The sequence below is a fragment of the Streptomyces milbemycinicus genome, assembly GCF_002154605.1.
Classification (GTDB): Bacteria; Actinomycetota; Actinomycetes; order Streptomycetales; family Streptomycetaceae; genus Streptomyces; species Streptomyces milbemycinicus.
Genome location: NZ_MUNE01000003.1, coordinates 1 through 21,968 on the forward strand (window position 1 = coordinate 1; position 21,968 = coordinate 21,968).

24 protein-coding genes and 1 pseudogene are annotated in these 21,968 nt (G+C 72.0%); 10 read left to right on the forward strand and 15 right to left on the reverse strand.

The annotated features are described in order from the left end of the window. A partial coding sequence (locus CCN51_RS00215) for a serine/threonine-protein kinase (RefSeq protein WP_143675697.1) occupies nucleotides 1-654 on the reverse strand: 654 nt, incomplete at its 3' end. A gap of 145 nt (nucleotides 655-799) precedes the next feature. Then, nucleotides 800-1,768, reverse strand: a complete 969-nt coding sequence (locus CCN51_RS00220) for an ROK family protein (protein ID WP_014174621.1) — start codon at nucleotides 1,766-1,768, stop codon at nucleotides 800-802. A 165-nt stretch (nucleotides 1,769-1,933) separates the two neighbouring features. Between CCN51_RS00220 and CCN51_RS00225 the strand changes: the two genes are divergently transcribed. Next, nucleotides 1,934-2,980, forward strand: a complete 1,047-nt coding sequence (locus CCN51_RS00225; RefSeq protein ID WP_014174622.1) for a LacI family DNA-binding transcriptional regulator — start codon at nucleotides 1,934-1,936, stop codon at nucleotides 2,978-2,980. A 28-nt stretch (nucleotides 2,981-3,008) separates the two neighbouring features. Here CCN51_RS00225 and CCN51_RS00230 read toward each other — a convergent pair whose 3' ends face one another. Then, entirely contained in the window at nucleotides 3,009-3,392 is a 384-nt protein-coding gene (locus CCN51_RS00230; protein ID WP_014174623.1) for an SHOCT domain-containing protein, read from the reverse strand. A 211-nt stretch (nucleotides 3,393-3,603) separates the two neighbouring features. On the opposite strand from CCN51_RS00230, the gene CCN51_RS00235 reads away from it, so the two are divergent. Then, nucleotides 3,604-4,233, forward strand: coding sequence for a GAP family protein (locus tag CCN51_RS00235; protein ID WP_014174624.1), 630 nt, complete (start codon nucleotides 3,604-3,606; stop codon nucleotides 4,231-4,233). Between the two features lie 16 nt (nucleotides 4,234-4,249). On the opposite strand, the gene CCN51_RS00240 is transcribed toward CCN51_RS00235, so the two are convergent. The 5 genes from CCN51_RS00240 to CCN51_RS00260 form a co-directional block, all read right to left on the reverse strand. Further along, the gene (locus tag CCN51_RS00240) at nucleotides 4,250-5,467 is read right to left on the reverse strand and encodes a hypothetical protein (RefSeq protein WP_014174625.1); all 1,218 of its coding nucleotides are present in this window, start codon (nucleotides 5,465-5,467) and stop codon (nucleotides 4,250-4,252) included. A 249-nt stretch (nucleotides 5,468-5,716) separates the two neighbouring features. After that, nucleotides 5,717-7,009, reverse strand: coding sequence for a DUF6986 family protein (locus CCN51_RS00245; protein ID WP_014174626.1), 1,293 nt, complete (start codon nucleotides 7,007-7,009; stop codon nucleotides 5,717-5,719). A gap of 167 nt (nucleotides 7,010-7,176) precedes the next feature. After that, a complete protein-coding gene (locus tag CCN51_RS00250; protein ID WP_014174627.1) occupies nucleotides 7,177-8,139 on the reverse strand; it encodes an electron transfer flavoprotein subunit alpha/FixB family protein in 963 nt (320 codons plus the stop codon). Nucleotides 8,140-8,234: 95 nt separating this feature from the next. Beyond that, nucleotides 8,235-9,020, reverse strand: coding sequence for an electron transfer flavoprotein subunit beta/FixA family protein (locus CCN51_RS00255; protein WP_014174628.1), 786 nt, complete (start codon nucleotides 9,018-9,020; stop codon nucleotides 8,235-8,237). Between the two features lie 196 nt (nucleotides 9,021-9,216). Then, nucleotides 9,217-9,555 carry a TlpA family protein disulfide reductase gene (locus CCN51_RS00260; RefSeq protein WP_014174629.1) on the reverse strand — a complete coding sequence of 113 codons (339 nt, stop codon included), beginning with the start codon at nucleotides 9,553-9,555 and terminating at the stop codon, nucleotides 9,217-9,219. 251 nt (nucleotides 9,556-9,806) lie between these two features. Here CCN51_RS00260 and CCN51_RS00265 point away from each other — a divergent pair, with 251 nt between their 5' ends. Further along, nucleotides 9,807-10,535, forward strand: coding sequence for a lysophospholipid acyltransferase family protein (locus tag CCN51_RS00265; RefSeq protein ID WP_014174630.1), 729 nt, complete (start codon nucleotides 9,807-9,809; stop codon nucleotides 10,533-10,535). A gap of 63 nt (nucleotides 10,536-10,598) precedes the next feature. Here CCN51_RS00265 and CCN51_RS00270 read toward each other — a convergent pair whose 3' ends face one another. From CCN51_RS00270 to CCN51_RS00280, 3 genes are read right to left on the reverse strand one after another with little or no spacing between them, the layout of a single operon-like run. Beyond that, a complete protein-coding gene (locus CCN51_RS00270; RefSeq protein ID WP_014174631.1) occupies nucleotides 10,599-11,690 on the reverse strand; it encodes a threonine aldolase family protein in 1,092 nt (363 codons plus the stop codon). Next, a complete protein-coding gene (locus tag CCN51_RS00275) occupies nucleotides 11,669-12,454 on the reverse strand; it encodes an SDR family NAD(P)-dependent oxidoreductase (protein WP_014174632.1) in 786 nt (261 codons plus the stop codon). Before CCN51_RS00275 ends, CCN51_RS00270 begins: the two co-directional genes overlap by 22 nt. A gap of 44 nt (nucleotides 12,455-12,498) precedes the next feature. After that, nucleotides 12,499-13,905, reverse strand: a complete 1,407-nt coding sequence (locus CCN51_RS00280) for a DUF6421 family protein (RefSeq protein ID WP_043486333.1) — start codon at nucleotides 13,903-13,905, stop codon at nucleotides 12,499-12,501. Nucleotides 13,906-14,178: 273 nt separating this feature from the next. On the opposite strand from CCN51_RS00280, the gene CCN51_RS00285 reads away from it, so the two are divergent. Continuing rightward, on the forward strand, nucleotides 14,179-14,862 hold the full coding sequence (locus CCN51_RS00285) for a glycerophosphodiester phosphodiesterase (RefSeq protein ID WP_014174634.1): 684 nt from the start codon (nucleotides 14,179-14,181) through the stop codon (nucleotides 14,860-14,862). 15 nt (nucleotides 14,863-14,877) lie between these two features. Here the strand turns inward: CCN51_RS00285 and CCN51_RS00290 are convergent, their stop codons facing one another. Beyond that, nucleotides 14,878-15,432 carry a GNAT family N-acetyltransferase gene (locus CCN51_RS00290; protein WP_014174635.1) on the reverse strand — a complete coding sequence of 185 codons (555 nt, stop codon included), beginning with the start codon at nucleotides 15,430-15,432 and terminating at the stop codon, nucleotides 14,878-14,880. A 111-nt stretch (nucleotides 15,433-15,543) separates the two neighbouring features. Here CCN51_RS00290 and CCN51_RS00295 point away from each other — a divergent pair, with 111 nt between their 5' ends. Both CCN51_RS00295 and CCN51_RS00300 read left to right on the forward strand, forming a co-directional pair. Then, nucleotides 15,544-15,936 (forward strand): VOC family protein, encoded by a 393-nt coding sequence (locus CCN51_RS00295; protein WP_014174636.1) that lies wholly within the window; start codon nucleotides 15,544-15,546, stop codon nucleotides 15,934-15,936. Between the two features lie 93 nt (nucleotides 15,937-16,029). Next, nucleotides 16,030-16,626 (forward strand): GNAT family N-acetyltransferase, encoded by a 597-nt coding sequence (locus CCN51_RS00300; protein WP_014174638.1) that lies wholly within the window; start codon nucleotides 16,030-16,032, stop codon nucleotides 16,624-16,626. Here the strand turns inward: CCN51_RS00300 and CCN51_RS00305 are convergent. Together CCN51_RS00305 and CCN51_RS56275 are read right to left on the reverse strand one after the other, a co-directional pair. Further along, the gene (locus CCN51_RS00305) at nucleotides 16,585-17,055 is read right to left on the reverse strand and encodes a hypothetical protein (RefSeq protein ID WP_043486335.1); all 471 of its coding nucleotides are present in this window, start codon (nucleotides 17,053-17,055) and stop codon (nucleotides 16,585-16,587) included. The genes CCN51_RS00300 and CCN51_RS00305 overlap by 42 nt on opposite strands. Before the next feature lie 69 nt (nucleotides 17,056-17,124). Beyond that, nucleotides 17,125-17,610 (reverse strand): SDR family NAD(P)-dependent oxidoreductase, encoded by a 486-nt coding sequence (locus CCN51_RS56275; protein WP_014174640.1) that lies wholly within the window; start codon nucleotides 17,608-17,610, stop codon nucleotides 17,125-17,127. Here CCN51_RS56275 and tnpB point away from each other — a divergent pair. Further along, nucleotides 17,548-18,924 carry an IS607 family element RNA-guided endonuclease TnpB gene (tnpB, locus tag CCN51_RS00315; RefSeq protein ID WP_238545610.1) on the forward strand — a complete coding sequence of 459 codons (1,377 nt, stop codon included), beginning with the start codon at nucleotides 17,548-17,550 and terminating at the stop codon, nucleotides 18,922-18,924. The two genes, CCN51_RS56275 and tnpB, sit on opposite strands and share 63 nt — an antisense overlap. 78 nt (nucleotides 18,925-19,002) lie before the next feature. On the opposite strand, the pseudogene CCN51_RS00320 reads toward tnpB, so the two are convergent. Next, nucleotides 19,003-19,392 (reverse strand): annotated as a pseudogene (locus tag CCN51_RS00320) (SDR family NAD(P)-dependent oxidoreductase); the annotation flags it as partial. Between the two features lie 160 nt (nucleotides 19,393-19,552). On the opposite strand from CCN51_RS00320, the gene CCN51_RS00325 reads away from it, so the two are divergent. From CCN51_RS00325 to CCN51_RS00335, 3 genes are all read left to right on the forward strand, one after another. Next, nucleotides 19,553-20,143 carry a DUF5134 domain-containing protein gene (locus CCN51_RS00325; protein WP_014174643.1) on the forward strand — a complete coding sequence of 197 codons (591 nt, stop codon included), beginning with the start codon at nucleotides 19,553-19,555 and terminating at the stop codon, nucleotides 20,141-20,143. 112 nt (nucleotides 20,144-20,255) lie between these two features. After that, nucleotides 20,256-21,191, forward strand: coding sequence for a M56 family metallopeptidase (locus tag CCN51_RS00330; RefSeq protein WP_014174644.1), 936 nt, complete (start codon nucleotides 20,256-20,258; stop codon nucleotides 21,189-21,191). 64 nt (nucleotides 21,192-21,255) lie between these two features. Continuing rightward, nucleotides 21,256-21,948: a phosphatase PAP2 family protein gene (locus CCN51_RS00335; RefSeq protein WP_014174645.1), complete on the forward strand. Its 693-nt coding sequence runs from the start codon at nucleotides 21,256-21,258 to the stop codon at nucleotides 21,946-21,948. Nucleotides 21,949-21,968: the final 20 nt, after the last annotated feature.

The window sequence follows — 21,968 nt, forward strand, 5'->3', positions numbered from 1 at the left end:
GCCCTCCACCGCCGCGTACAGCGTCATGCCGAGCGCCCAGATGTCCGAGGCCGGGCCGGGCTCCTGGCCCTGGGCGCGCTCCGGTGCGAGATAGTCGAGGGAACCGATCAGCTCGCCGCTGCGGGTCAGCTTGGTCGTCGCGTCGTCGCCCGGCGCCTCCATGCTCGCGATGCCGAAGTCGGTGAGGACGACCCGGCCGTCGTGGTCGAGCAGCACATTGCCCGGTTTCACGTCCCGGTGCAGCACGCCGGCGTGATGGCCCGCGCCGAGGGCGTCCGCGACCTTCGCGCCGATCGCCGCGGCCTCCAGGGGCTCCACGACGCCCCGCTCGTCGATCAGGTCGTCCAGCGACCGGCCTTCGATGAGCTCCATGACGATGACCGGAAGCCCGCTCTCCTCGGTCACGTCGTGCACCGTGATCACGCCGGAGTGGCGGATCCGCGCCGCGGCTCTGGCCTCCCGCTGCATCCGGATGCGCAGATCGGCCAGTTCGGGCCCGGAGGAGTCGGTGTAGGCGCGCAGCACCTTGACCGCGACCTCCCGGCCCAGCACCTCGTCGACGGCCTTGCAGACCACGCCCATACCGCCCCGGCCGAGCGTGCCGGTCACTCGGTATCGACCGCCCAACAGCCTGCCGGTCAGGTCCCCGCTCATGTCCCCCGGTGACACCGTGCCTCAGTCCCCCTTGTAAGCCGTGGTCGCGCAACAGCTTAGGGGCAAGCACCGACAGTCCCGCTCAACTCGCGGGCGTGCGGGCCCTGTCGGGACGATGTTCGTGGGCTCGCTTCGCCCCCCTCGGCTAGCCCAGCTCCCGGGAAGGGGTTCCGAAGCCATCCAGTCCGGCCTGTTGGGCCGCCGCCGCGGCGGCGCCGACCAGGCCGGCGTCCGTGCCCATCTGCGCGGGGACGACCTCCAGGCCGCTGACGAACGACAGGGTCGCGTAGTCGCGCAGCGCGCGCCGCAGGGGTGCGAAGAGCACGTCCCCGGCGCCCGCCACCCCGCCGCCGACCACGGCCACCTCGATCTCGACGAGCGTCGCGGTGGCCGCGATCCCGGCGGCCAGCGCCTGCGCGGCGCGTTCGAAGGAGGCCCGCGCGACCGGGTCGCCGGTCCGGGCCGAGGCCGCCACGGCCGCCGCGCTCGTATCGCCGCCCGGGCCGGGGCGCCAGCCGCCTTCCAGGGCGCGGCGGGCGATGTTGGGTCCGCTGGCGATGCGCTCGACGCAGCCGCGCGCACCGCACGGGCACGGGTCGCCGTCGAGGTCGACGCTGATGTGGCCGATGTGCCCGGCGTTCCCCGTGGGGCCCGGGTGCAGTCGGCCGTTCAGTACCAGGCCGCCGCCGACGCCCGTGGACACCACCATGCACAGCGCGCCCGTACGCCCGCGCGCCGCGCCCTGCCAGTGTTCGGCCGCCGTCATCGCCACCCCGTCGCCGACGAGCGCGAGCGGCAGTTCGCCGACCGTCTCCCGGACCCCGGCGACGAGGGGGAAGTCGCGCCAGCCGGGGATGTTGACGGGGCTGACGGTGCCGACGGAGGCGTCGACCGGGCCCGCGCTGCCGATTCCGACCGCGGCGACCCGCGACCACTGCGCGCTGCCGGACAGCTCGTCGAGCACCGCCGTGACCTCGCGCATCACGGTCTCGCCCGGCTCCTGGGCGGGGGTGGCGCGTCTGGCCCGTGCGACCAGTTTGCCGCTGCCGTCCACCAGGGCACCCGCGATCTTGGTACCGCCGATATCCAGTGCGGCAATGAGGTCACGTGGCATATGAGTCGACTCCCCCGGCAGACCTAGACGTATCGCTGTGGGGCAACAGTCTTCCCTGCCGCTGACAACGTTGTCCAGGGGCTATGCTCGGACACCCTTCCGCACGACCACCAGCGGACGGCCAGCGAACGACTAGCGAACGACCAGCGACGGGACAACCGCACCGTGACCGACACCGCTCCGGGCACCGCCACCACTTCGCGCCGCTACGGCACCCGGCCCACCATGAAGGATGTCGCTGCGCGCGCCGGGGTCGGCCTCAAGACGGTCTCACGAGTGGTCAACGGCGAGCCGGGGGTCACGCCCGACACCGAACGGCGCGTCAAGGAGGCCATCACCGCGCTCGGCTTCCGCCGCAACGACAGCGCCCGCATTCTGCGCAAGGGCCGCACCGCCAGCATCGGACTGGTCCTCGAAGACCTCGCCGACCCGTTCTACGGGCCCCTCAGCCGCGCCGTCGAGGAGGTCGCCCGCGCGCACGGCGCCCTGCTGATCAACGGTTCGAGCGCCGAGGACCCCGAGCGCGAGCAGGAGCTCGTGCTCGCGCTGTGCGCGCGGCGGGTCGACGGCCTCGTCGTCATCCCGGCCGGGCGCGACCACCGCTACCTGGCCCCGGAGATAGCGGCGGGCGTCGCCACGGTGTTCGTGGACCGCCCGGCCGGCCGTATCGATGCCGACGCCGTGCTCTCCGACAGCTTCGGCGGCGCGCGGGACGGAGTCGCGCATCTGATCGCCCATGGCCACCGCCGCATCGGCTTCCTCGGCGACCAGCCGGGCATCCACACCGCCGAGGAGCGGCTGCGCGGCTATCGCACGGCGATGGCCGAGGCCGGGCTGCCGGTCGATGACGCTTGGGTGTCCCTCGGCCCCACCGACCCCGAGCGGGTACGGGCGGCGGCCATCGAGATGCTGGACGCCCCGGAGCCGGTCACCGCGCTGTTCGCGGGCAACAACCGCGTCACGGTCACCGTCGTACGGGTCCTGGCCGGGCGCCCCCGACCGGTGGCCCTCGTCGGCTTCGACGACTTCGAACTCGCCGATCTCCTCTCCCCCGGTATCACCGTCATCGCCCAGGACTCGGCCCAACTCGGCCGTACCGCCGCGGACCTGCTCTTCCGCCGCCTCGACGGGGCGGGGGGCGAGCCTCGGCGGGTGGTCCTGCCGACCCGCCTGATCGCCCGCGGCTCCGGCGAGTTGACACCGGCCCCGTAACGCGCGCGCAGCCACCTCACACACAGACTCAGGCCGCGAGCACCTTGGCCTTGGCGCGCTCGTACTCCTCGGCGGTGATGTCGCCGTGGTTCTTGAGCTCCACCAGCTTGGAGAGCTCCTCGGCATGACCGCTCGCGGCGGTCTCGCGCACGAACGCCTTCATATCCGCCTCCGCCTTCAGGGCGACCTTGGCCTCGCGCTCGCCCATCCCGCGGCCCCGTGCGATCAGGTACACGAAGACGCCGAGGAAGGGCAGCACAACGACGAAGACGCACCAGCCCGCCTTGCCCCAACCGCTCACCGAGTCATCCCGGAAGAGGTCGCCGATGACGCGGAAGAGCAGTATGAACCACAGGATCCACAGAAAAACCCAGACCGTGGTCAGGAATACGTCCAGCAATGGATAGCTCATCATCCGCCTCCTATCGGACGCGCCCGGCGGACCCAACGAAGGGGCAGAAGGCTCCCACCGGGGCCGACACTCCAAGCGTACGGCGCCTTCTCGGGCCCGGTCGGCGCAGCACCGGATGCCGTAGGCGCACGGGCGCGTACGAATGGAGAGAGAGCGAAGTCGTCCGGAGGAAGCGAAGTCGCCGCAAGCCGGAGGCCGGAGAGGGTGCCCCATGGACCTGCAGATTCTCCCGCTCGCCGTCACCATGATGGCGGGGCCGCAGATCGTGGCCGCCGTCATCCTGGTGACCACGCCGCGGCCGGTACGGGTGTCCCTGGCGTTCCTGCTCGGGGTGGCCATCGCGACGACGGCGGGGGTCACGATCACCCTGGGGATCTTCGCGCTGCTGGGCCAAGTGGTCGCGCCGGGCAGCCCGTCCGAGCGCGGTTCGGCCGGGACGGTCGTCCAGCTCGTGCTGGTGGCGCTGCTGGTGTTCGCGGCGGTGAAGGCGTACGTGAGGCGGGAGACGGCCGAGCCGCCGAAGTGGCTGGGCTCGCTGATGGAGGCGGGGGCCTGGAAGGCGTTCACGGTCGGCCTCCTGGTCATCCTGGTCATGCCGTCCGACATCGTGGTCATGCTGACGGTGGGGGCGTCCCTGGAGCAGCACGGCGGGGGTGTGGCGGCGGCGCTGCCGTTCATCGGCCTGACCGTGCTGATCGCGGCGTTGCCGCTGCTGGTCTATCTGCTCGCCGGCGAGCGCGGGCGGCGGGCCATGCCCCGGGTCCGGGAGTGGCTGACCTCGCACAGCTGGGTGGTCACCATCGCCACCTGTCTGCTCTTCATCGTGCTCATCCTCACGTAGCGGCTCCGGCTACCGGCTACCGGCCGCCGCGCCCGGTGGGCGCCCGGGGTCGGGCCGCGCGAGGCTGGGGCACGCGGCCGGTCGCGGCCAGCAGCGCGATCGCGGCGAGCGCGGCCAGCAGCACCGGCGTCAGGAGCAGCACCGTCGCCGCGGTGGGGTGGTTCCAGACGCCGAACGCGGCGGCCGTCGGCAGCAGCACCCCGAACGTCAGCCCCCGGCGGTGGCCCGCCGCCCAGGCGCCGACCCGCCCGGTGCACAGCCCGCGCGCCGCGCTCCAGCGCGCGGCGGCGTCGGCGGCGCGGTCGGCGCGGTTGCGCGCCGCGCGGGGCAGTCGGCCGGGCCCCGCCAGGTAGGCGCCCAGCGCGACGGCGAGGCCGAGCACCCCCGCGGTGCGGACGGTGGTCCGCAATCCGCGCAGCAGCGTGTCGTATACGGCCGCCGCTGCCGCCCGGGGCAGCACGCTCGGCGGCAGGTGGTCGAGCCAGTATCGGCGGGCGACGGCCAGGCCCGCGCCCAGGGCGAGAGAGGTGACGGCGGTCCCCAGGGCGGCGCGGGCCAGGGCGCGGCGGCGCCGGCGCGCGAGCAGGACGCCCGAGGTGCCGAGCAGCGCGGTCAGCCCCGGCAGCCAGACGCCGGCCAGGTCCAGCAGGCGCGCCCCGAATCTGACCCGGCCCAGTTGGTCGGAGTGGAACAGGACCATGCGCCGGTCGACGTCGGGGATGGCGCTCGCCGAGGAGAGTCCGACGTTCAGCAGCTGCCGCTTGACCTTCTTGACGGCCGCGCCCACGTCCAGGGTCACGGTGTCGCCGTCCACCCCGACCGCCCCGCGCCCCTCGCCGGTGAGCACGTGCACGAGAGCGGAGTGGCCGGCCCGGTTGGCGCCGACCCACACCGCCGGGAACTGGTCGCCGCGCACCACATGCGCCGCCACCCTCGTCAACGCCTGCTCGACGGCCGGGTCCAGCTTGGACCCCAGCCCCTCGACGGCGTCGGCGGCCTTGGGCGGAACCCCCTGGCGGCGCAGCCAGGAAGCGATGTCCGAGGTGAGGTCCCGGCCGCTGCGGCGGGCGTCCAGGGCCTGACGTACGTGCCGCAGCGCGGCGTCCTGGATGGCCGGGTCCTTCGCGAGCGGGGAGACCGTCGCCACGTAGCGGCCGGTGTCGAGGAGAACGTCATGGAGCCACACCGACACCAGGGACACCGGTACGAGCAGACAGGCGAGCGAGATCAGCAACCCCGACGCGGCGCTCCTGGCGATCCCCCCGACGCCGCGGACCCCGCGACGGCGCACCCGACCGCCCCGTGCCCCCGCGGCTGAGTGGTCGTGCGGTGACTTCGGCGGTTTCGGTGGCGTCGGCGTTGGGGGGCTGCCCGGTGACTCGTCGGGGGCGCCGGTCATGACAACATCTCCCGCCTTCAACGGCGGGACCGCATCCCGGGTGAGGCGTCAGAGTGAACGCATGCGGCGTGGCCCCCGGCGGGGTCAATTCGTGGCGGGGGCCCGGCCCGACAGGGTGTTCAGGGCGGCGCGGTCCAGGCCGGTCAGGCGCTCCACCTCCGCGCCGTCCACCGCGCCGCAGTCCAGGCCGCGCAGCAGATAGCCGCTGAGGGCCTTGGCCGTGGCCGGTTCGTCGGCGATGGCACCCCCGGCGCCGCCCGCACGGTCGATGTACGCGGCCAGACGGGCCGCGGCCTGGGGCAGGCCCTCCCGGTAGAAGCCGTAGACGGCGGCGTAACGGGTCGGCAGATGGCCGGGGTGCATGTCCCACCCCTGGTAGTACGCGCGCGCCAACGACCGCCGCACCAGGCGGTGGTGGAGCCGCCAGGCCTCGTGGACCTGCTCGGACGAGCCGACGGGCAGGACGTTGGTCGAGCCGTCGGAGAGCCTGACGCCGGTACCGGCTGCGGCGACCTGCATGACGGCCTTGGCATGGTCGGCGACGGGATGGTCCATGGACTGGTGGGCGGCGCTGACCCCGCAGGAGGCGCTGTAGTCGAAGGTTCCGTAGTGCAGCCCGGTGGCCCGGCCCTCGGCGGCGTCGATCATACGGGCGACGGTGGCGCGGCCGTCGGGGCCGAGGACGGCCTGGGTGGTCTCGATCTGGATCTCGAAGCCGATCCGGCCCGCGGCCGGGCCGTGCGCCCGCTCGAACGCCTCGCACAGCCGGACCATGGCGGTGACCTGCTCGGCGTAGGTGACCTTGGGCAAGGTGAGGACGAGTCCGCCGGGCAGGCCCCCGGCGTCCATCAGCCCGGTGAGAAAGATGTCGAGGGTACGGATGCCACGGTCACGGACGGCGGCTTCCATGCACTTCATGCGGATGCCGAGGTACGGCGGCGCGGTGCCGTCCGCGACGGCGGCGGCGACGAGCGAGGCCACGCGGGCCGCCGCGGCGTCCTCCTCGGCGTCGGGGCGCGGGCCGTAGCCGTCCTCGAAGTCGATGCGCAGGTCCTCGATGGGCTCGCGCATCAGCTTGGCGCGCATCCGCGCGTAAACCGGCTCGGCGAGGTCGTCCTGGATGCCGAGGACGGCGGCCAGCGCGGCGGCGTCGGGGGCGTGTTCGTCGAGCGCGGCGAGCGCCTGGTCGCCCCAGTCGCGGACGGTGCCCGCGGTGTAGAGGTCGGCGGGGACGTAGACGGTGTGGACGGGCTGGCGGGTGCCGGGGTCGCCGGGGTAGCGGCGGGCGAGTTCGGCGTCGACGGCGGCGAGGGAGGCGGCGATTCCGTCACGTACGGCGCTGGGAAGACTGGTCGCGAACGTCTCCTGCTGCCCCATCCCCGCACCCTCCATCACATCAGCCGATCTTTCCGAAATGCGGAATCCATAATCCGCAAAGCGAAGTTATCTACGGCTCGCCCCCAGGTCAACACCCCCCGGACACGCACACGGCCCCCACGCACGGAGCGTCGTCCGCACATGAGGGCCGTCCAGTGGCAGAGGTGTCAGCCCTTGCGGGCCTCGATCTCCTCGGTCAGCTGCGGGACCACCTCGAAGAGGTCACCGACCACGCCGTAGTCGACGAGGTCGAAGATCGGGGCCTCGGCGTCCTTGTTGATGGCCACGATGGTCTTGGAGGTCTGCATACCGGCCCGGTGCTGGATCGCGCCGGAAATGCCGGTTGCGATGTACAGCTGCGGCGAGACGGACTTACCGGTCTGGCCGACCTGGTTGGTGTGCGGGTACCAGCCCGCGTCCACCGCGGCGCGCGAGGCGCCGACGGCCGCGCCGAGCGAGTCGGCCAGGGCCTCGACGATGGGGAAGTTCTCCGCGCCGCCCACGCCACGGCCGCCGGAGACCACGATCGCGGCCTCGGTCAGCTCCGGGCGGCCGGTGGACTCGCGCGGGGTGCGGGCGGTGACCTTGGTGCCGGTGGCCTGCTCCGAGAACGACACCTCAAGAGCCTCGACGGCACCGGCGGCCGGAGCTGCCTCCACGGCGGCCGCGTTCGGCTTGACGGTGATGACCGGGGTGCCCTTGCTGACGCGGGACTTGGTGGTGAACGCGGCCGCGAACACCGACTGGGTCGCGACCGGGCCCTCGTCGCCGGACTCCAGGTCGATGGCGTCGGTGATGATGCCCGAGTCGATCCGGACGGCCAGCCGGGCGGCGATCTCCTTGCCCTCGGCGGAGGAGGGCACCAGCACGGCGGCCGGGGAGACGGCCTTGTAGGCGGCCTGCAGCGCGTCCACCTTCGGTACGACCAGGTAGTCGGCGTACTCCGGGGCGTCATGCGTGAGCACCTTCGCCGCGCCGTGCTCGGCGAGCGTGGCGGCGGTGTCGGCGGCGCCGTTGCCCAGGGCGACGGCGACGGGCTCGCCGATGCGGCGGGCGAGAGTCAGCAGCTCGAGGGTGGGCTTGCGGACGGCGCCGTCCACGTGGTCGACATAGACGAGGACTTCAGCCATGGGAATCGATCTCCTGCGGAAAAAGTGCGGGCGGTTGGCGGTGCGTCGGGCGCGGCCGGGTCAGATGAACTTCTGACCTGCAAGGCTGCCCTTTTTCAGACGAATTTGCGCTCCGCGAGAAAGGCGGCAAGCTGCTTGCCGCCCTCGCCCTCGTCCTTGACGATCGTGCCCGCGGTACGGGCCGGGCGCTCCGTGGCGCCGTCGACCGCGGTCCAGGCGCCCTCCAGGCCGACCTCGTCCGCCTCGATCTCCAGGTCCTCCAGGTCCCAGGAGGTCACCGGCTTCTTCTTGGCGGCCATGATGCCCTTGAAGGAGGGGTAACGGGCCTCGCCCGACTGGTCGGTGACGGACACGACGGCGGGCAGCGAAGCCTCCAGCTGCTCGCTCGCGGTGTCCCCGTCCCGGCGGCCCTTCACAACACCGTCCTCGACCGAGACCTCGGAGAGCAGCGTGACCTGCGGGACGCCCAGACGCTCCGCGAGCAGCGCCGGCAGCACGCCCATGGTGCCGTCGGTGGAGGCCATTCCGCAGATCACCAGGTCGTAGCCGGTCTTCTCGACCGCCTTGGCCAGCACGAGCGAGGTGCCCAGCGCATCGGTGCCGTGCAGATCGTCGTCCTCGACGTGGACGGCCTTGTCGGCACCCATGGACAGCGCCTTGCGCAACGCGTCCTTGGCGTCCTCGGGGCCGACGGTCAGCACGGTGATCTCGGCGTCATCGGCCTCATCGGCGATCTGCAGCGCCTGCTCGACCGCGTACTCGTCCAGCTCGGAGAGCAGGCCGTCCACGTCGTCGCGGTCGACGGTCAGGTCTTCGGCGAAGTGCCGATCGCCCGTGGCGTCGGGCACGTACTTCACACAGACAACGATCCTCAAGCTCACGCCGGCTCTCCTACTGCATCGTCTCTTCGTGCTGCCTTGTCCAGGCAGCATAGGCGCCTTCGGGTGCGGATTCCGGCCGGTCGGAGACCGGGGCGGCCGCTGCACCGACAGAAATATTACTCGTCAGTACATCCAGCTCGTTCCCCGTAAGCAACCCGGTTGAACTGTGACCTTGCCAACGGCAGCCGTCGGCCGTTCAGACGGCCGCACCGAGCGCCGCGATCACATCCGCCGTGCGCGGCTGCCCGGCCGCGCGGCGCACGATGCGGCCCGCGGCGTCGAGCACCAGCACCGTGGGGGTCCGTACGACATCCAGTCTGCGCACCAGGTCCAGCCGCGCCTCGGCGTCGATCTCCACATGCGCCACGCCATCCACCATCCGGGCGACATCGGCGAGGACGCGCCGGGTGGCCCGGCACGGCTGGCAGAACGCGCTGGAAAACTGCACGAGCGTCGCCCGCTCCCCCAGCCGCGCACCCAGTTCCGCGGCGTCCAGCCGCCCGCCGTGGTCGCCCTCGCCCTGTCCGCTACGCACCCGCTGTCCTTTCGATCGTCCCTCTCGATCGTCCCTCGACGGATGCAGCACCGGATCCCCGGGGGACATTCCTCCCCGCGCCCGCCCCGGCGTACGCCCGTCCGCCGACGTGATGAGGATCTCCCGGCCCCAGAGGTTCGCCCAGTAGGCAGACGGGTGCGGTATGGGGCACCATCTGCCAGAAGCCCAGAACCTACGGCCGCGTAACTTCCGTCGGGAGAGCCCTCCCAGGAAAAGAGAAGGGTCCCCCCATGGCAGAGCTCGTCTACCCGCCCGTAATCGGTGCCGCCCGCACCATGTTCAAGGCGCTGGATCTGCGGTTCGACATCAAGGGCACCGAGAACATCCCCAAACGGGGCGGCGCGGTTCTGGTCAGCAACCACATCGGCTATCTGGACTTCGTCTTCGCCGGACTGACCGCGCGTCCGACCAAGCGGCTGGTCCGCTTCATGGCCAAGGAGTCGGTCTTCCGGCACAAGGTCGCCGGGCCGCTGATGCGCGCGATGAAGCACATCCCGGTCGACCGCGCGGCGGGCATGGACGCCTACCGGCACGCGCTGAAGGCGCTGCGCTCGGGGGAAATCATCGGGGTGTTCCCCGAGGCGACGATCTCCGAGTCGTTCACCCTCAAGAACTTCAAGACAGGCGCGGCCCGGCTGGCCCAGGAGGCGGGCGTACCGCTGCTGCCGATGGCACTGTGGGGCACCCAGCGGCTGTGGACCAAGGGCCACAAGCGCGATCTCGGCCGTAACCACTTCCCGATCACGATGCGGGTGGGCGCGCCCATGGAGGCCGACCCGACCGAGCCGTCCGACACCCTCACCGAGCGGCTGCGCTCCCGGGTGCAGGAGCTGCTGGAGGCGGCGCAGCGGGCGTATCCGGTGCGGCCCAAGAACGCGGACGACACCTGGTGGGTCCCGGCCCACCTCGGCGGCACCGCGCCCACCCCGGCCCAGGCGGCCGGTCTCGACCGCCGCTGACCCCGCTCCGTCCGGGCCCTGTCCGACCGGTTGGCCATCGGCCATACAGGGCCCGGGGAAGCGCTACGCCCTGCCCATCTCCTCGCGAAGCGCGGCGACGAACCCGTCGACGTCCTCCTCCGTCGTATCGAAGGAGCACATCCACCGCACATCGCCCGCCGCCTCGTCCCAGAAGTAGAAGCGGTAGCGCTTCTGCAGCCGCTCGGCCGCGTCGTGCGGCAGCCGGGCGAAGACGGCGTTGGCCTGGACCGGGTGGAGAATCCGCACCCCCTCGACGGTACGGACCCCCTCGGCCAGCCGCCGGGCCATGGTGTTGGCGTGGCGGGCGTTGCGCAGCCACAGGTCGCGGGCGAGCAGCGCCTCCAGCTGTACGGAGACGAACCGCATCTTGGACGCCAGCTGCATGGACAGCTTGCGCAGATGCTTCATGCCGCGGACGGCGTCCGGATCGAGGACCACCACGGCCTCGCCGAAGAGCATGCCGTTCTTGGTGCCTCCGAAGGTCAGCACGTCCACGCCCACCACATTGGTGAAGGAGCGCATCGGCACGTCCAAGGACGCGGCCGCGTTCGCTATCCGGGCCCCGTCGAGGTGGACCTTCATACCGCGCTCATGGGCGTGGTCGCAGATGGCGCGGATCTCGTCCACGGTGTAGACGGTGCCCAGCTCGGTGTTCTGGGCGATGGAGACGACCTGGGGCATGGCCCGGTGCTCGTCGTCCCAGCCGTACGCCTCGCGGTCGATGAGCTCGGGGGTGAGCTTGCCGTCCTCGGTGGCCACGGTGAGCAGCTTCAGCCCGCCCACGCGCTCGGGAGCCCCGCACTCGTCGACGTGGATATGCGCGGTGTCAGCCGCGATGACCGCGCCCCAGCGGTCGGTGAGCGCCTGGAGGGCGACCACATTGGCGCCGGTGCCGTTGAAGACCGGGAAGGTCTGCGCCGCGGCCCCGAAGTGGCTGCGCATCACCCGCTGCAGATGCTCGGTGTAGTCGTCCTCGCCGTAGGCGACCTGGTGGCCGCCGTTGGCGAGGGCGAGCGCGGCGAGGATTTCCGGATGGGCTCCCGCGTAGTTGTCGCTGGCGAATCCGCGCAGATCGGGGTCGTGGTGGCGGCGGGCGTCGGTGCGCCCTGGGTTCACGGCTTGGGGGTCAGCCACAGACGGGTTCCGTTCACTTCCCGGGCGGGCCGGTCCCAGAGTCCGGCGATGGCCTCGGCCAGCTCCTTGACGTCCGTGAAGCCCGCGAACTTCGCGTTGGGGCGCTCCGCTCGCATGGCGTCGTGCACCAGCGCCTTGACCACCAGGATGACAGCGGCCGCGGCCGGGCCGCCCTCGTCCCCCAGCTTCCGGAAGGAGTCGGCGAGCGCGAGGGTCCATGCCTCGGCGGCGGCCTTGGCGGCGGCGTACGCGGCGTTCCCGGCGGTGGGCTGGGAGGCGCCCGCCGCGCTGATCAGGACATAGCGCCCCTTGCCGCTGCGCAGCAGGGCGTCGTGGAAGGCGAGCGAGGTGTGCTGGGCGGTCCTGATCAGCAGGTTGTGCAGGGTGTCCCAGTCGGCGAGCGGGGCGTCGGCGAAGGTCTTGCCGCCGCGCCAGCCGCCGACCAGGTGCACCAGGCCGTCCACCCGGCCGAACTCCTTCTCGGTGCGGTCGGCCCATTCGCGGGCCGCGCGCAGATCGAGCAGGTCGACGGTGTCGCCGGTGACGGTGGCCCCGCCGTGGGCGTAGCGGGCGGCGTCCACGGCTTCGGCCAGCCGGGCGGGGTCCGCGTCGGAGGCGATGACGGTGGCCCCGGCCTCGGCGAGGCGGAGCAGCACGGCGCGGCCCGCCGGGCCCGCGGCGCCGGCCACCGCGACCACGGCTCCGTCCAGGGGCCCCTTGCCGTTCGGCTCGTTCGGCGTGGGGCTCGACGTCGGTGTGGTCATGGTCGTTGCCTCCTCGGGCGCTCCGCTCATCCCTGCCATCGGCTTCACGCGGCCACCTTGACGTCGCTGTCGGCCGTGATGCCCTTGGTGGAGGCGACCACGGCGCGCAGCTTCTTGGCAAGCGCCTCGTAGAACATGCTGAGCGGGAACTCGTCGGGGAGCACGTCGTCCACCAGTTTGCGCGGCGGCTGGGTGAGGTCGAGGGCGTCGGGGCCCTTGGCCCACACCGAGCCGGGGTGCGGGGCCAGATAGGACGAGACCAGCTCATACGCCTTGAACCAGTGGACGAGCTTGGGGCGGTCGATGCCGTCGCGGTACAGCTTCTCGATCTCGCCGCACAGCTGGTTGGTGACCTGCGGGGCGCGGACCCAGTCGATGTGCAGGGTGTTGTCCGTCCAGCGTACGACGTCGTGCTGGTGCAGGTAGGCGAAGAGCAGCTGGCCGCCGAGCCCGTCGTAGTTGCGTACGCGGTCGCCGGTGACGGGGAACCGGAACATCCGGTCGAAGATCACGGCGTACTGGACGTCGCGGGCCTGGGCAATCCCCTCGGCCTCCAGCTTCACGGCCTCCTTGAAGGCGGTGAGGTCACAGCGCAGCTCCTCCAGGCCGTACATCCAGAACGGCTGGCGCTGCTTGATCATGAAGGGGTCGAAGGGCAGATCGCCATGGCTGTGGGTGCGGTCGTGGACCATGTCCCACAGGGCGAACGCCTCCTGGCAGCGCCGCTGGTCGGCGAGCATGTCCCGGACGTCCGCGGGCAGCTCGATGCCCAGCGCCTGGACGGCGGCCTCGCTCACCCGCCGGAAGCGGGCGGCCTCGCGGTCGCAGAAGATCCCTCCCCAGCTGAACCGCTCCGGGACCTCGCGGACGGCGATGGTCTCGGGGAAGAGCACCGCGGAGTTGGTGTCGTAGCCGGAGGTGAAGTCCTCGAAGGCCAGGCCGATGTAGAGCGGGTTGTCGTAGCGGGTGCGCTCGAGCTCGGCCAGCCAGTCCGGCCACACCACCCGTACGACCAGCGCCTCGAGGTTGCGGTCCGGGTTGCCGTTCTGCGTGTACATCGGGAAGACGACCAGGTGCTGCAGGCCGTCGGCGCGCCCGCGGGCGGGCTGGAAGGCGAGCAGCGAGTCGAGGAAGTCCGGCACCCCGAAGCCGCCCTCGGCCCAGCGGCGCAGATCGGCGACGAGCGCCTGGTGGTACGCGGTGTCGTGCGGCAGCAGCGGGGCCAGCTCCTCGACTGCCCGTACGACCTGGTCGACGGCGTCCTGGGCGGCGGCGCGGGGTGGAGCGCCGTCGGCCTCGAAGTCGATCGAACCGTCCTTGGACTGCCAGGGCCTGATGGCCTCCACGGCGTCCTTGAGCGCGGCCCAGGACAGGTGCTCCACTACGCGATCCACACGCTCCGCAGGCAGAATGACACCCTCCGCCACCACAGACGAAAGAATTTCCGCCATAACCACACCTCCACCGAAGAAACTCGCGTTAAGACACCGTATCCATCGACGGTTCTCCGGCTCAAGTGGGGCCGCCGGAAATTATCCTGCCCCGCTCCCTTCCCACCGATGTTTTTCCTGCGGGACATGGCTCGGTCATGGACCGGTAGCCGAGCCGCGCCTCTGCCGCGGCCCTGTCTTAACCTCCGCGTCGCGGTGGGCCGTTACGCTGAGCGCCGGTCCGGGCGGCCGCCTCAGCACGACCAGCAGAGCCGACAGAAGAGCGAGACACCGTTGACCTTTCTCACCATCGGACACCGCGGAGTGATGGGCGTCGAGCCGGAGAACACCCTCCGGTCCTTCCTCCGGGCCGAGCGCGAGGGCCTGGACGTCATCGAGCTGGACCTGCATCTGAGCAAGGACGGCGCGCTCGTGGTCATGCACGACGCGGACGTGGACCGCACGACCGACGGACAGGGCCCCATCAGCGACTTCACCCTCGCCGAACTGCGCGAGCTCGACGCCGGGCAGGGCGAGCGCATCCCGGTCTTCGAGGAGGTCGTGGACGCCGTGGAGGCACCCCTCCAGGCAGAGATCAAGGACACCGCGGCCGCACGGGCCCTCGCCGAGGTGATCACCCGCCGCAACCTGCTGGACCGCGTGGACGTGCTCTCCTTCCACGACCAGGCCATCGCCGAGATCCGCACCCTCCTGCCGACCGCCCGCACCGCGCTCGTCGCCAGCCGCTACGGCCTCGATGTGATCGACCGGGCGCAGGCGGTCGACGCCGGGATGCTGGTCCTCAACATCCGCCGGATCACCCTCGAGCTCGTACAGCGCGCCCACGCGGCCGGCCTCAAGGTCATCGGCTGGACGGTCAACACCCCGGACCAGCTGAAGCTGGCCCGCGGCCTGGGCCTGGACGGCGGCACCACCGACTACCCGGAGATCAGGCGGGCGGCCCGCTACACGGCGTGACCGCCCACTCCTGCCTCACCCCAGCGGCTTGACCAGCAGCTCGAACTCGAGATCGGCGCGGCGCGGGACACCGAAGCGCTCATCCCCGTACGGGAACGGCGTCATCTCCCCCGTACGGGCGTAGCCGCGCCGCTCATACCAGGCGATCAGGTCCTCGCGGGCCGAGATCACCGTCATACGCATCTCCCGCGCACCCCACTCGGCCCGCACCCACCGCTCCGCCTCGGCGATGATCACCTTGCCGAGCCCGGCGCCCTGCTGCGCCGGCCGCACCGCGAACATCCCGAAATAGGCATGGTCGCCGCGGTGCTCCAGCTGGCAGCAGGCCACCATCTCACCGCCCCGCTCGACCACCAGCATCCGGCCGTTCTCCCCCGTCACCACGGCCGCGACCCCTTCGGGATCGGTGCGCTGCCCGCCCAGGATGTCGGCCTCCGTCGTCCAGCCCGCCCGGCTGGAGTCCCCGCGATAAGCCGATTCGATCAGCGCGACCAGCTCCGGCACATCGGCCGCGGTCGCGGCCCGGAAGGTCGGCTCGGCGGCGGGCCGGGTGGCGTCCACGGTCTCCATGAGTCGGATGTCCTTTCTCTGCAGTATGCCCTGCGGTATGCCCTGCGGTGTGCGACACCGCCCTGCGACGGCAGTCGACATTAACGCGCCCCCGATGCGTAAGGTCGCGCCATGGTGCATGTACTGAGCAGCCGCACCCTGCTGCGGCCGACCGACCCGGAACGCTCCCGTGCCTTCTACGGCGAGACGCTTGGCCTCGCGGTCTACCGGGAATTCGGCGAGGGCCCAGAGCGCGGCACGGTCTACTTCCTCGGCGGCGGCTTCCTCGAACTCTCCGGCCGCTCCGACACCCCTCCGGCCCCCGGCCTCCAGCTGTGGCTGCAGGTCACCGACGTCGCGGCGGCCCATGAGGAGCTGACGGCCCACGGGGTCGAGGTGGAGCGGCCACCGCTGAAGGAGCCCTGGGGCCTGATCGAGATGTGGATCAGCGATCCGGACGGGGTCAAGATCGTTCTCGTGGAGGTCCCGCACGATCATCCCCTTCGCTATCGACCGGGGACGTAGTTCGGTGCCGCCGTCGCTGCCGGCCGGCGCCGTGCTGACCGGACGGGGCAAGAAGTTCACCTTTATCGAATCGATCGCAAAGGATTTGGTGGCGTGATCCCTGTCCGGCTGGAAGCGCAGGCGACCTCATCGGCGCCCGCCCTCGTTCTGCGCCCGTGGGGCCCGGCGGACGCCGCCGACCTCGTCGAGCTGTACCGGGACGACGTCCTGCGCCGCTGGACGAGTTCGGCCGTGGACGACGAGGCGGGCGCGGCACGATGGATCCAGGAACAGCAGCGGGGATGGGAGACGGGCGAGCGCTTCACTTTCGCGGTCGTCGAAGCCCGAACCACGGCGTCCGAGGGGCGGTTGGCGGGCGATGTGGTGCTCAAGAACGTGACCTCGGGCGTGCCCTCGGCCGAGGTCGGCTACTGGACGGCGGCGCATGCACGCGGCCGGGGAGTCGCCCCCCGGGCGCTGCGGGCGTTGACCGACTGGGCCTTCACCACCTTCGGCGGTGACGGGCTGACGCGCCTTGAGCTGCTGCACCAGGTGGACAACGCGGCGTCGTGCCGCGTCGCGCAGAAGAGCGGATACGACCTGGCCAAGATCCTTCCCGCCGCACCGCCCGCGTTCCCCCGCGACGGCCATCTGCACATACGGCCCCGGTCAGCGCAGGTGAGCGCGCTCGTCGACGCGACGCGTCGGTGAGCCCAGGAAGACATCCGGGGCGGCGGGACCATAGGCGACGTTGAGGGTGTCGAGCCGGTAGAACCACTCACCGCCGCAGAGGCCGACGAAGCGGTGGTTGATCTGCCACCGCAGCCACTCGCCGGGGGCGAGCCGCACCGCGGGCGGGCGGCGATGCCGCCGCGGCATGCTGAACATCGATACCTGCAGCGGACCGATCCGCAGCAGCCCCCCGTCCTCCCGCAGCGCCACTCCGGCGTCCGGCAGCTCCCGTACGGACGCGTGGGACTCGAAGGAATCCGCCTCCCGCATCACGACCTCGTGCACGGACGACGCGAAACCCGGTGGCAGGGGGAAAGCGAGGGGGGCCGCGTTCCTCCGTGCGGCTTCGGGGCCGCCGCGGGAGGACTTGGTCCACTCGGTGCGCACCCACTGAACGACAGCGTCCATGACACCGATCATCGGGCAGGGGCTCGCCGCGCCGCCACCGGCTTTCGCCGAGGCCGGGTCCGAGCCGGCCTACGAGAACGCATCCAGGTTCGTGAGTTCGCTGGACAGCTCCCACAGCCGAGCCGCCGCCGCGGGGTCCACGGGCCAGGGTTTGACCCCGCCGATCAGCATGTCGTCGGTCGTGGTGGGCTCGGCGACGTCGCAGTCCTGGCAGTACGCGCCGCCGTGGCCGTCCAGCAGGGGCGAGGTGGCGGCCCATACGGCCGTCGCCGCGCCCTGGGCCGGGGTCTTGAAGCCGTCCGCGGGTGTGCCGTCGGCGGTGATCCAGCCTTGGGCGAGCTGTTCGTCGCGGTGGTCCCGGACGGAAACGGGTGTTCCTTCATCGAATGCGTGACCTTTGCGTGTGGTGCTCGTTGGGTGCCGTGAGGGGATCTTCGAACCGGGGGAGGCAGCGACGTGAGGGGGAAGTTCCGGCCGCGGTCCGGCTGTGTGGTGCAGGCCTACAGGTTCGCTCTCGATCCGAACGCCGGGCAGGAGGGGGCGCTGCGCTCGCACTGTGGTGCTGCCCGTGCCGTCTATAACTGGGCCGTGTCGTGGGTGACGGCCTCGTGGTGGCAGCGCAGGGCCGAAGCCTCCTATGGCATCGGTGAGGAGGGGCTGACGCCGTGGCGGCCGTGGTCGCTGCCCGCGCTGCGCAAGGAGTTCAACCGGATCAAGACCACCGACCCGAGATTCGCCGAGTGGTGGGAGGAGAACTCCAAGGAGGCGTACAGCACCGGCCTGGCGAACGCGGCTGCCGCGTTCGACAACTACGCCAAGTCCAAGCAGGGCAGACGTAAGGGGCGCCGGCTGGGTGTCCCGCGCCGGAAGCCGAAGCGGAAGGCCCGCCTGGCATGCCGGTTCACCACCGGCACGATCCGCACCCACGAACCCACGCGGAAACTCCTTGTCCGTATCCAGGCCGGGACGGCGCGCCTCCTGTCCGCGACCGTCCGGTATGAGCGCGGGCGCTGGTTCGTCTCCCTCCAGGTGGAGACAGCCCGGGAGATCACCCGCGTCAACCGGCCGGATGCGGCGGTCGGGATCGACCTGGGCGTCAAGCACCTCGCGGTCCTGGCCGACAGCTCCGGGCAGACACGTTACGAGCCGAACCCGAAGCACCTGGACAGCGCCCTCAAGCTGCTGAGGTTCCACTCCCGCCGCGTCTGCCGGCGGCAGGGACCTGACCGCAGGACCGGCCGGAAGCCGTCCAGGCGGTGGGAGAAGGCCAACCGCGAGCGCAACAAGCTCCACCACCGGGTGGCGAACCTGCGCGCCGATGCGCTGCACAAGCTCACCACCCGCGTGCGCGCCGAGTACGGCACGGTGGTGGTCGAAGACCTCAACGTCGCCGGAATGCTCCGCAACAAACGGCTCGCCCGCCACGTGGCCGATGCCGGGTTCGGGGAGATCCGGCGCCAGCTCACCTACAAGGGCCGGCGGAACGCCTGCCCCACCATCGTGGCGGACCGCTGGTACCCCAGCTCCAAGACCTGCTCGAACTGCGGCGCGGTGAAAGCCAAGCTGCCGCTGCACGTCCGAGTCTTCACCTGCGACGCCTGCGGCCTGGTCCTCGACCGGGACGAGAACTCGGCCCGCAACCTGGCCGCCCTCGCGGCGGCCTGCACCACTGGTACCGGAGTGGCCGGAGACCAGGACACGCCACGCGTGTCGAAGCCCCATGGAGCCGACCATAAGACCCGCCGCCAACGCCCCGGCCGGAACACCGGCCGAGGCGGGCGGGCAGGTGGCGCAAACCTGCCGCATCCGCGGCGGAAGGAAACGGGAGACCATCGTCAGGACACCGAAGCGCAACTCGCGCTCTGGTGACACCGTCACGGACCTTTCAGGCGGAAACGTCTGGAATGCTGAAAGTCACCGAGACTTTGAGCAACGGTGAGGATGCTGCCCGGGTGAATGAAGGGCGAAGGCGTGGACTCCGCTGTCTCCGCCCAGCGTGTCGAGGTGCAGGGCGAAGAGGGCGTTCGCTGTCTTCGACTGGGCGTAGGCCGACCACCGGTCGTAACCCGTGCGGAAGTGGAGGTCGTCCCAGCGGATGCCGGAGAGGAAGCGCCCCGACGAGGCCACAGACACCACCCGCGCCCCGCCGGGGGCCAGCGCCAAGACGACGACGTGGGCGCCGGCCCGGGCGAGGGCCCGGGTGGTCTCCAGACCGAGACCGGAGTAGCCGCCGGTGACCAGGGCGGTCCTGCCCGACAGATCGATGCCGGTGAGTACGTCGTCCGCCGTGCTGTGCGCGCCGAAACCGCTGCCGATCTTGTGTTGCTCGGTGCTCATGCCCCGGGACGCTAGGACTTGGAGTGCACACGAGGTCAAGATCGCGACTTCGGGCCCTGGGGCGGGGGGATCGCGCTCCCCTGTTGCCCCCGTGCGCTCCCGTGTGCCGGGCGCTCGCTGGGCAGCCTCCGGGGGATCCGTCCGTCCCGGGAGGTGCGCCGTGCACGGACCGCCGCTGGCCGGCTGGCTGCTGGTCGCGCTGTGCGCGGCCACGGGGTCGTACTGCCTGCTGCGGATGCGCGGCGAGCCGCCCGGCCGGGTGCGGCGGGCCGCGGGGGCGGAGGCGCTGATGGGGTGGGGGATGGCGGTGATGGCGGTGCCCGCCGCGGCGCTGGATCCCCGGCCGTGGGGCCCGCCCCTGCTCGCGGCGGTGTTCGCCGTGGCGGCCGTACGGGCGCTGCTGCCCGCGTGGCACCGCGGCGGCCGGGCCCTGGGGCATCATCTGCACCACGCGGTCGGGGCGTTGGCGATGGTCTATATGGCGCTCGCGATGGCGGTGGGCACCCCGGCGAGGGGCCACGGCCACGCCGGGCACGCGGCGCAGGGGCGGGTGCCGGGCGGCGTACCGGCGCTCACCGCCGTGCTGCTCGTGTACTTCGCGGTGTATGTGGTGTGGTCGGCGACGCGGCTGGCGCCGGCCGGGGCGGGAAGTGGTTCCGGTGGCCTCGCCTGGTCGCGGCGGCCCGAACTGGCCGACGCGTGCAGGCTGTCCATGGGGATCGGGATGCTGGCAATGCTGCTGACGCTCTGAGCCGGTGCCCGGCACAGGGGTGGTCTCGCCCGGCCTCCGGTGATCGTGGCGTACGTCACTTCCGGCCGCAGGACCGTACCCGCCCCGACACCGCACTCATAAGGTAACGGCCATGATGGTCCCGCTCGCGCTGATGGGCCTCGGCGCCCTGGCGGCGGCAATGGCGCCCCGCCTGCTGGCCCGGTCCGACTGGGCCGACCGCGAACCCGTGCTCGCCCTGTGGGTGTGGCAGTGCGTGGTGGTCGCCGTGTTGCTGTGCTGCGGGCTGACCATGGCACTGACCGCGGCGGCGGCCTCGCAGGCCGTGCGCGGAAATGTCTTCGCCCCCGCGCCCCAGGGCGTGGTGGAGGCGTACGCGCTGTCCGCGTACGGACCCTGGGCCGCCCCCGTCGCCCTCGCGCTGGCCTGCGGCGCCGTGTGGACGGCACTGATGCTGACGCGCGAGATCGGCCGGGCGCGGACGCGGCGCAAGCAGCGGCGGGCCGAACTGCTCGACCGCTGCCCGGCGTTGCCCGGCGAGGAGCCCGCCGGGGACCGGCTGGTGGTGCTGGAGGGCGAGCGGCCCGAGGCGTGGTGGCTGCCAGGCACGCCGCCCCGGCTGGTCATCACCACGGCGGCGCTGCGCCGCCTCAAGGGCCGTCGGCTGGACGCCGTGCTGGCGCATGAGCAGGGGCACGCCCGGGCCCGCCACCACTGGCTGCTGCACTGCTCCTCCGCGCTGGCCACGGGCTTTCCGCAGGTGCCGGTGTTCGCGGCCTTCCGCGACCAGGTGCACCGGCTGGTGGAACTGGCCGCCGACGACTCCGCCTCGCGCCGCTTCGGGCGGCTGACGACCGCGCTCGCGCTGGTCGAACTGAACGAGCACCGCGGGGTGTTCGGGCCCGTTCCGGCCCAGCTCGCGGAGGTCCCGCGGCGGGTGGACCGGCTGCTCGCCCCCGCCGCGCGGCTCTCCCCCGCACGCCGCCTGCGGCTGACGGCCGCGGCGGCGCTGGTCCCCGTCGTGCCACTCGTGGTCACGCTGGTCCCGGCGCTGCGGGTGCTGGGCTGAGCGGAGCGTCACCCCTCGGGCAGGTGGTCGACGCGCGCACCCGTCAGTGCGCGATCATCGACCCATGCACGCCTCGAGGCTCCGTGCCGTACGTACCGCCGCCGTCCTGACCGCGCTGTTCATGGTCCTGCTGATCCTGGTCGTGGCCCGCTGGGGTCCGCTGGAGGACGCCGACGGGGACATCGCCGAAGCCCTGCACCGGACTGCGGTGACGCACCACGGCTGGACCGACGCCAACAAAGTGCTGACCGACTGGGTATGGGACCCCTGGACGATGCGTGCGGGGACGGCGCTGCTCGCCGGGTGGCTGCTGTGGCGCCGGGAGCGGCTGCTCGCGCTGTGGGTCGTGGCCGCCTCCGCCGCGGGGACCGCGCTGCAGCAGGGCGTCAAGGCGGCGGTCGGCCGGGAGCGCCCGCACTGGCGGAACCCGGTGGACTCGGCGTATTACGCGGCCTTCCCGTCCGGCCACGCCCTCACCACCACCGTCGCGTTCGGGCTGCTGCTGTGGGTGATGGCGCGGAGCGGGGCGCGGCGGGCGTGGCTGAGGGCCGCGGCGCTGGTGGCCGCGGTGTCCGTGGCCGGCGTGGGGTTCACCCGCGTGTATCTGGGGGTGCACTGGCCCTCCGACGTACTGGGCGGCTGGCTGCTGGGCGCCGCCCTGGTCTGCGCTGCGGCGGCCGCGTACCCGTACGCACGCCGGGTCCCTGCGGACCGTACGGACGAGTCGACGGGGGAATCGCCCGATACGCCCCGGTGAGGGGGCTCGCCTGGAACGAT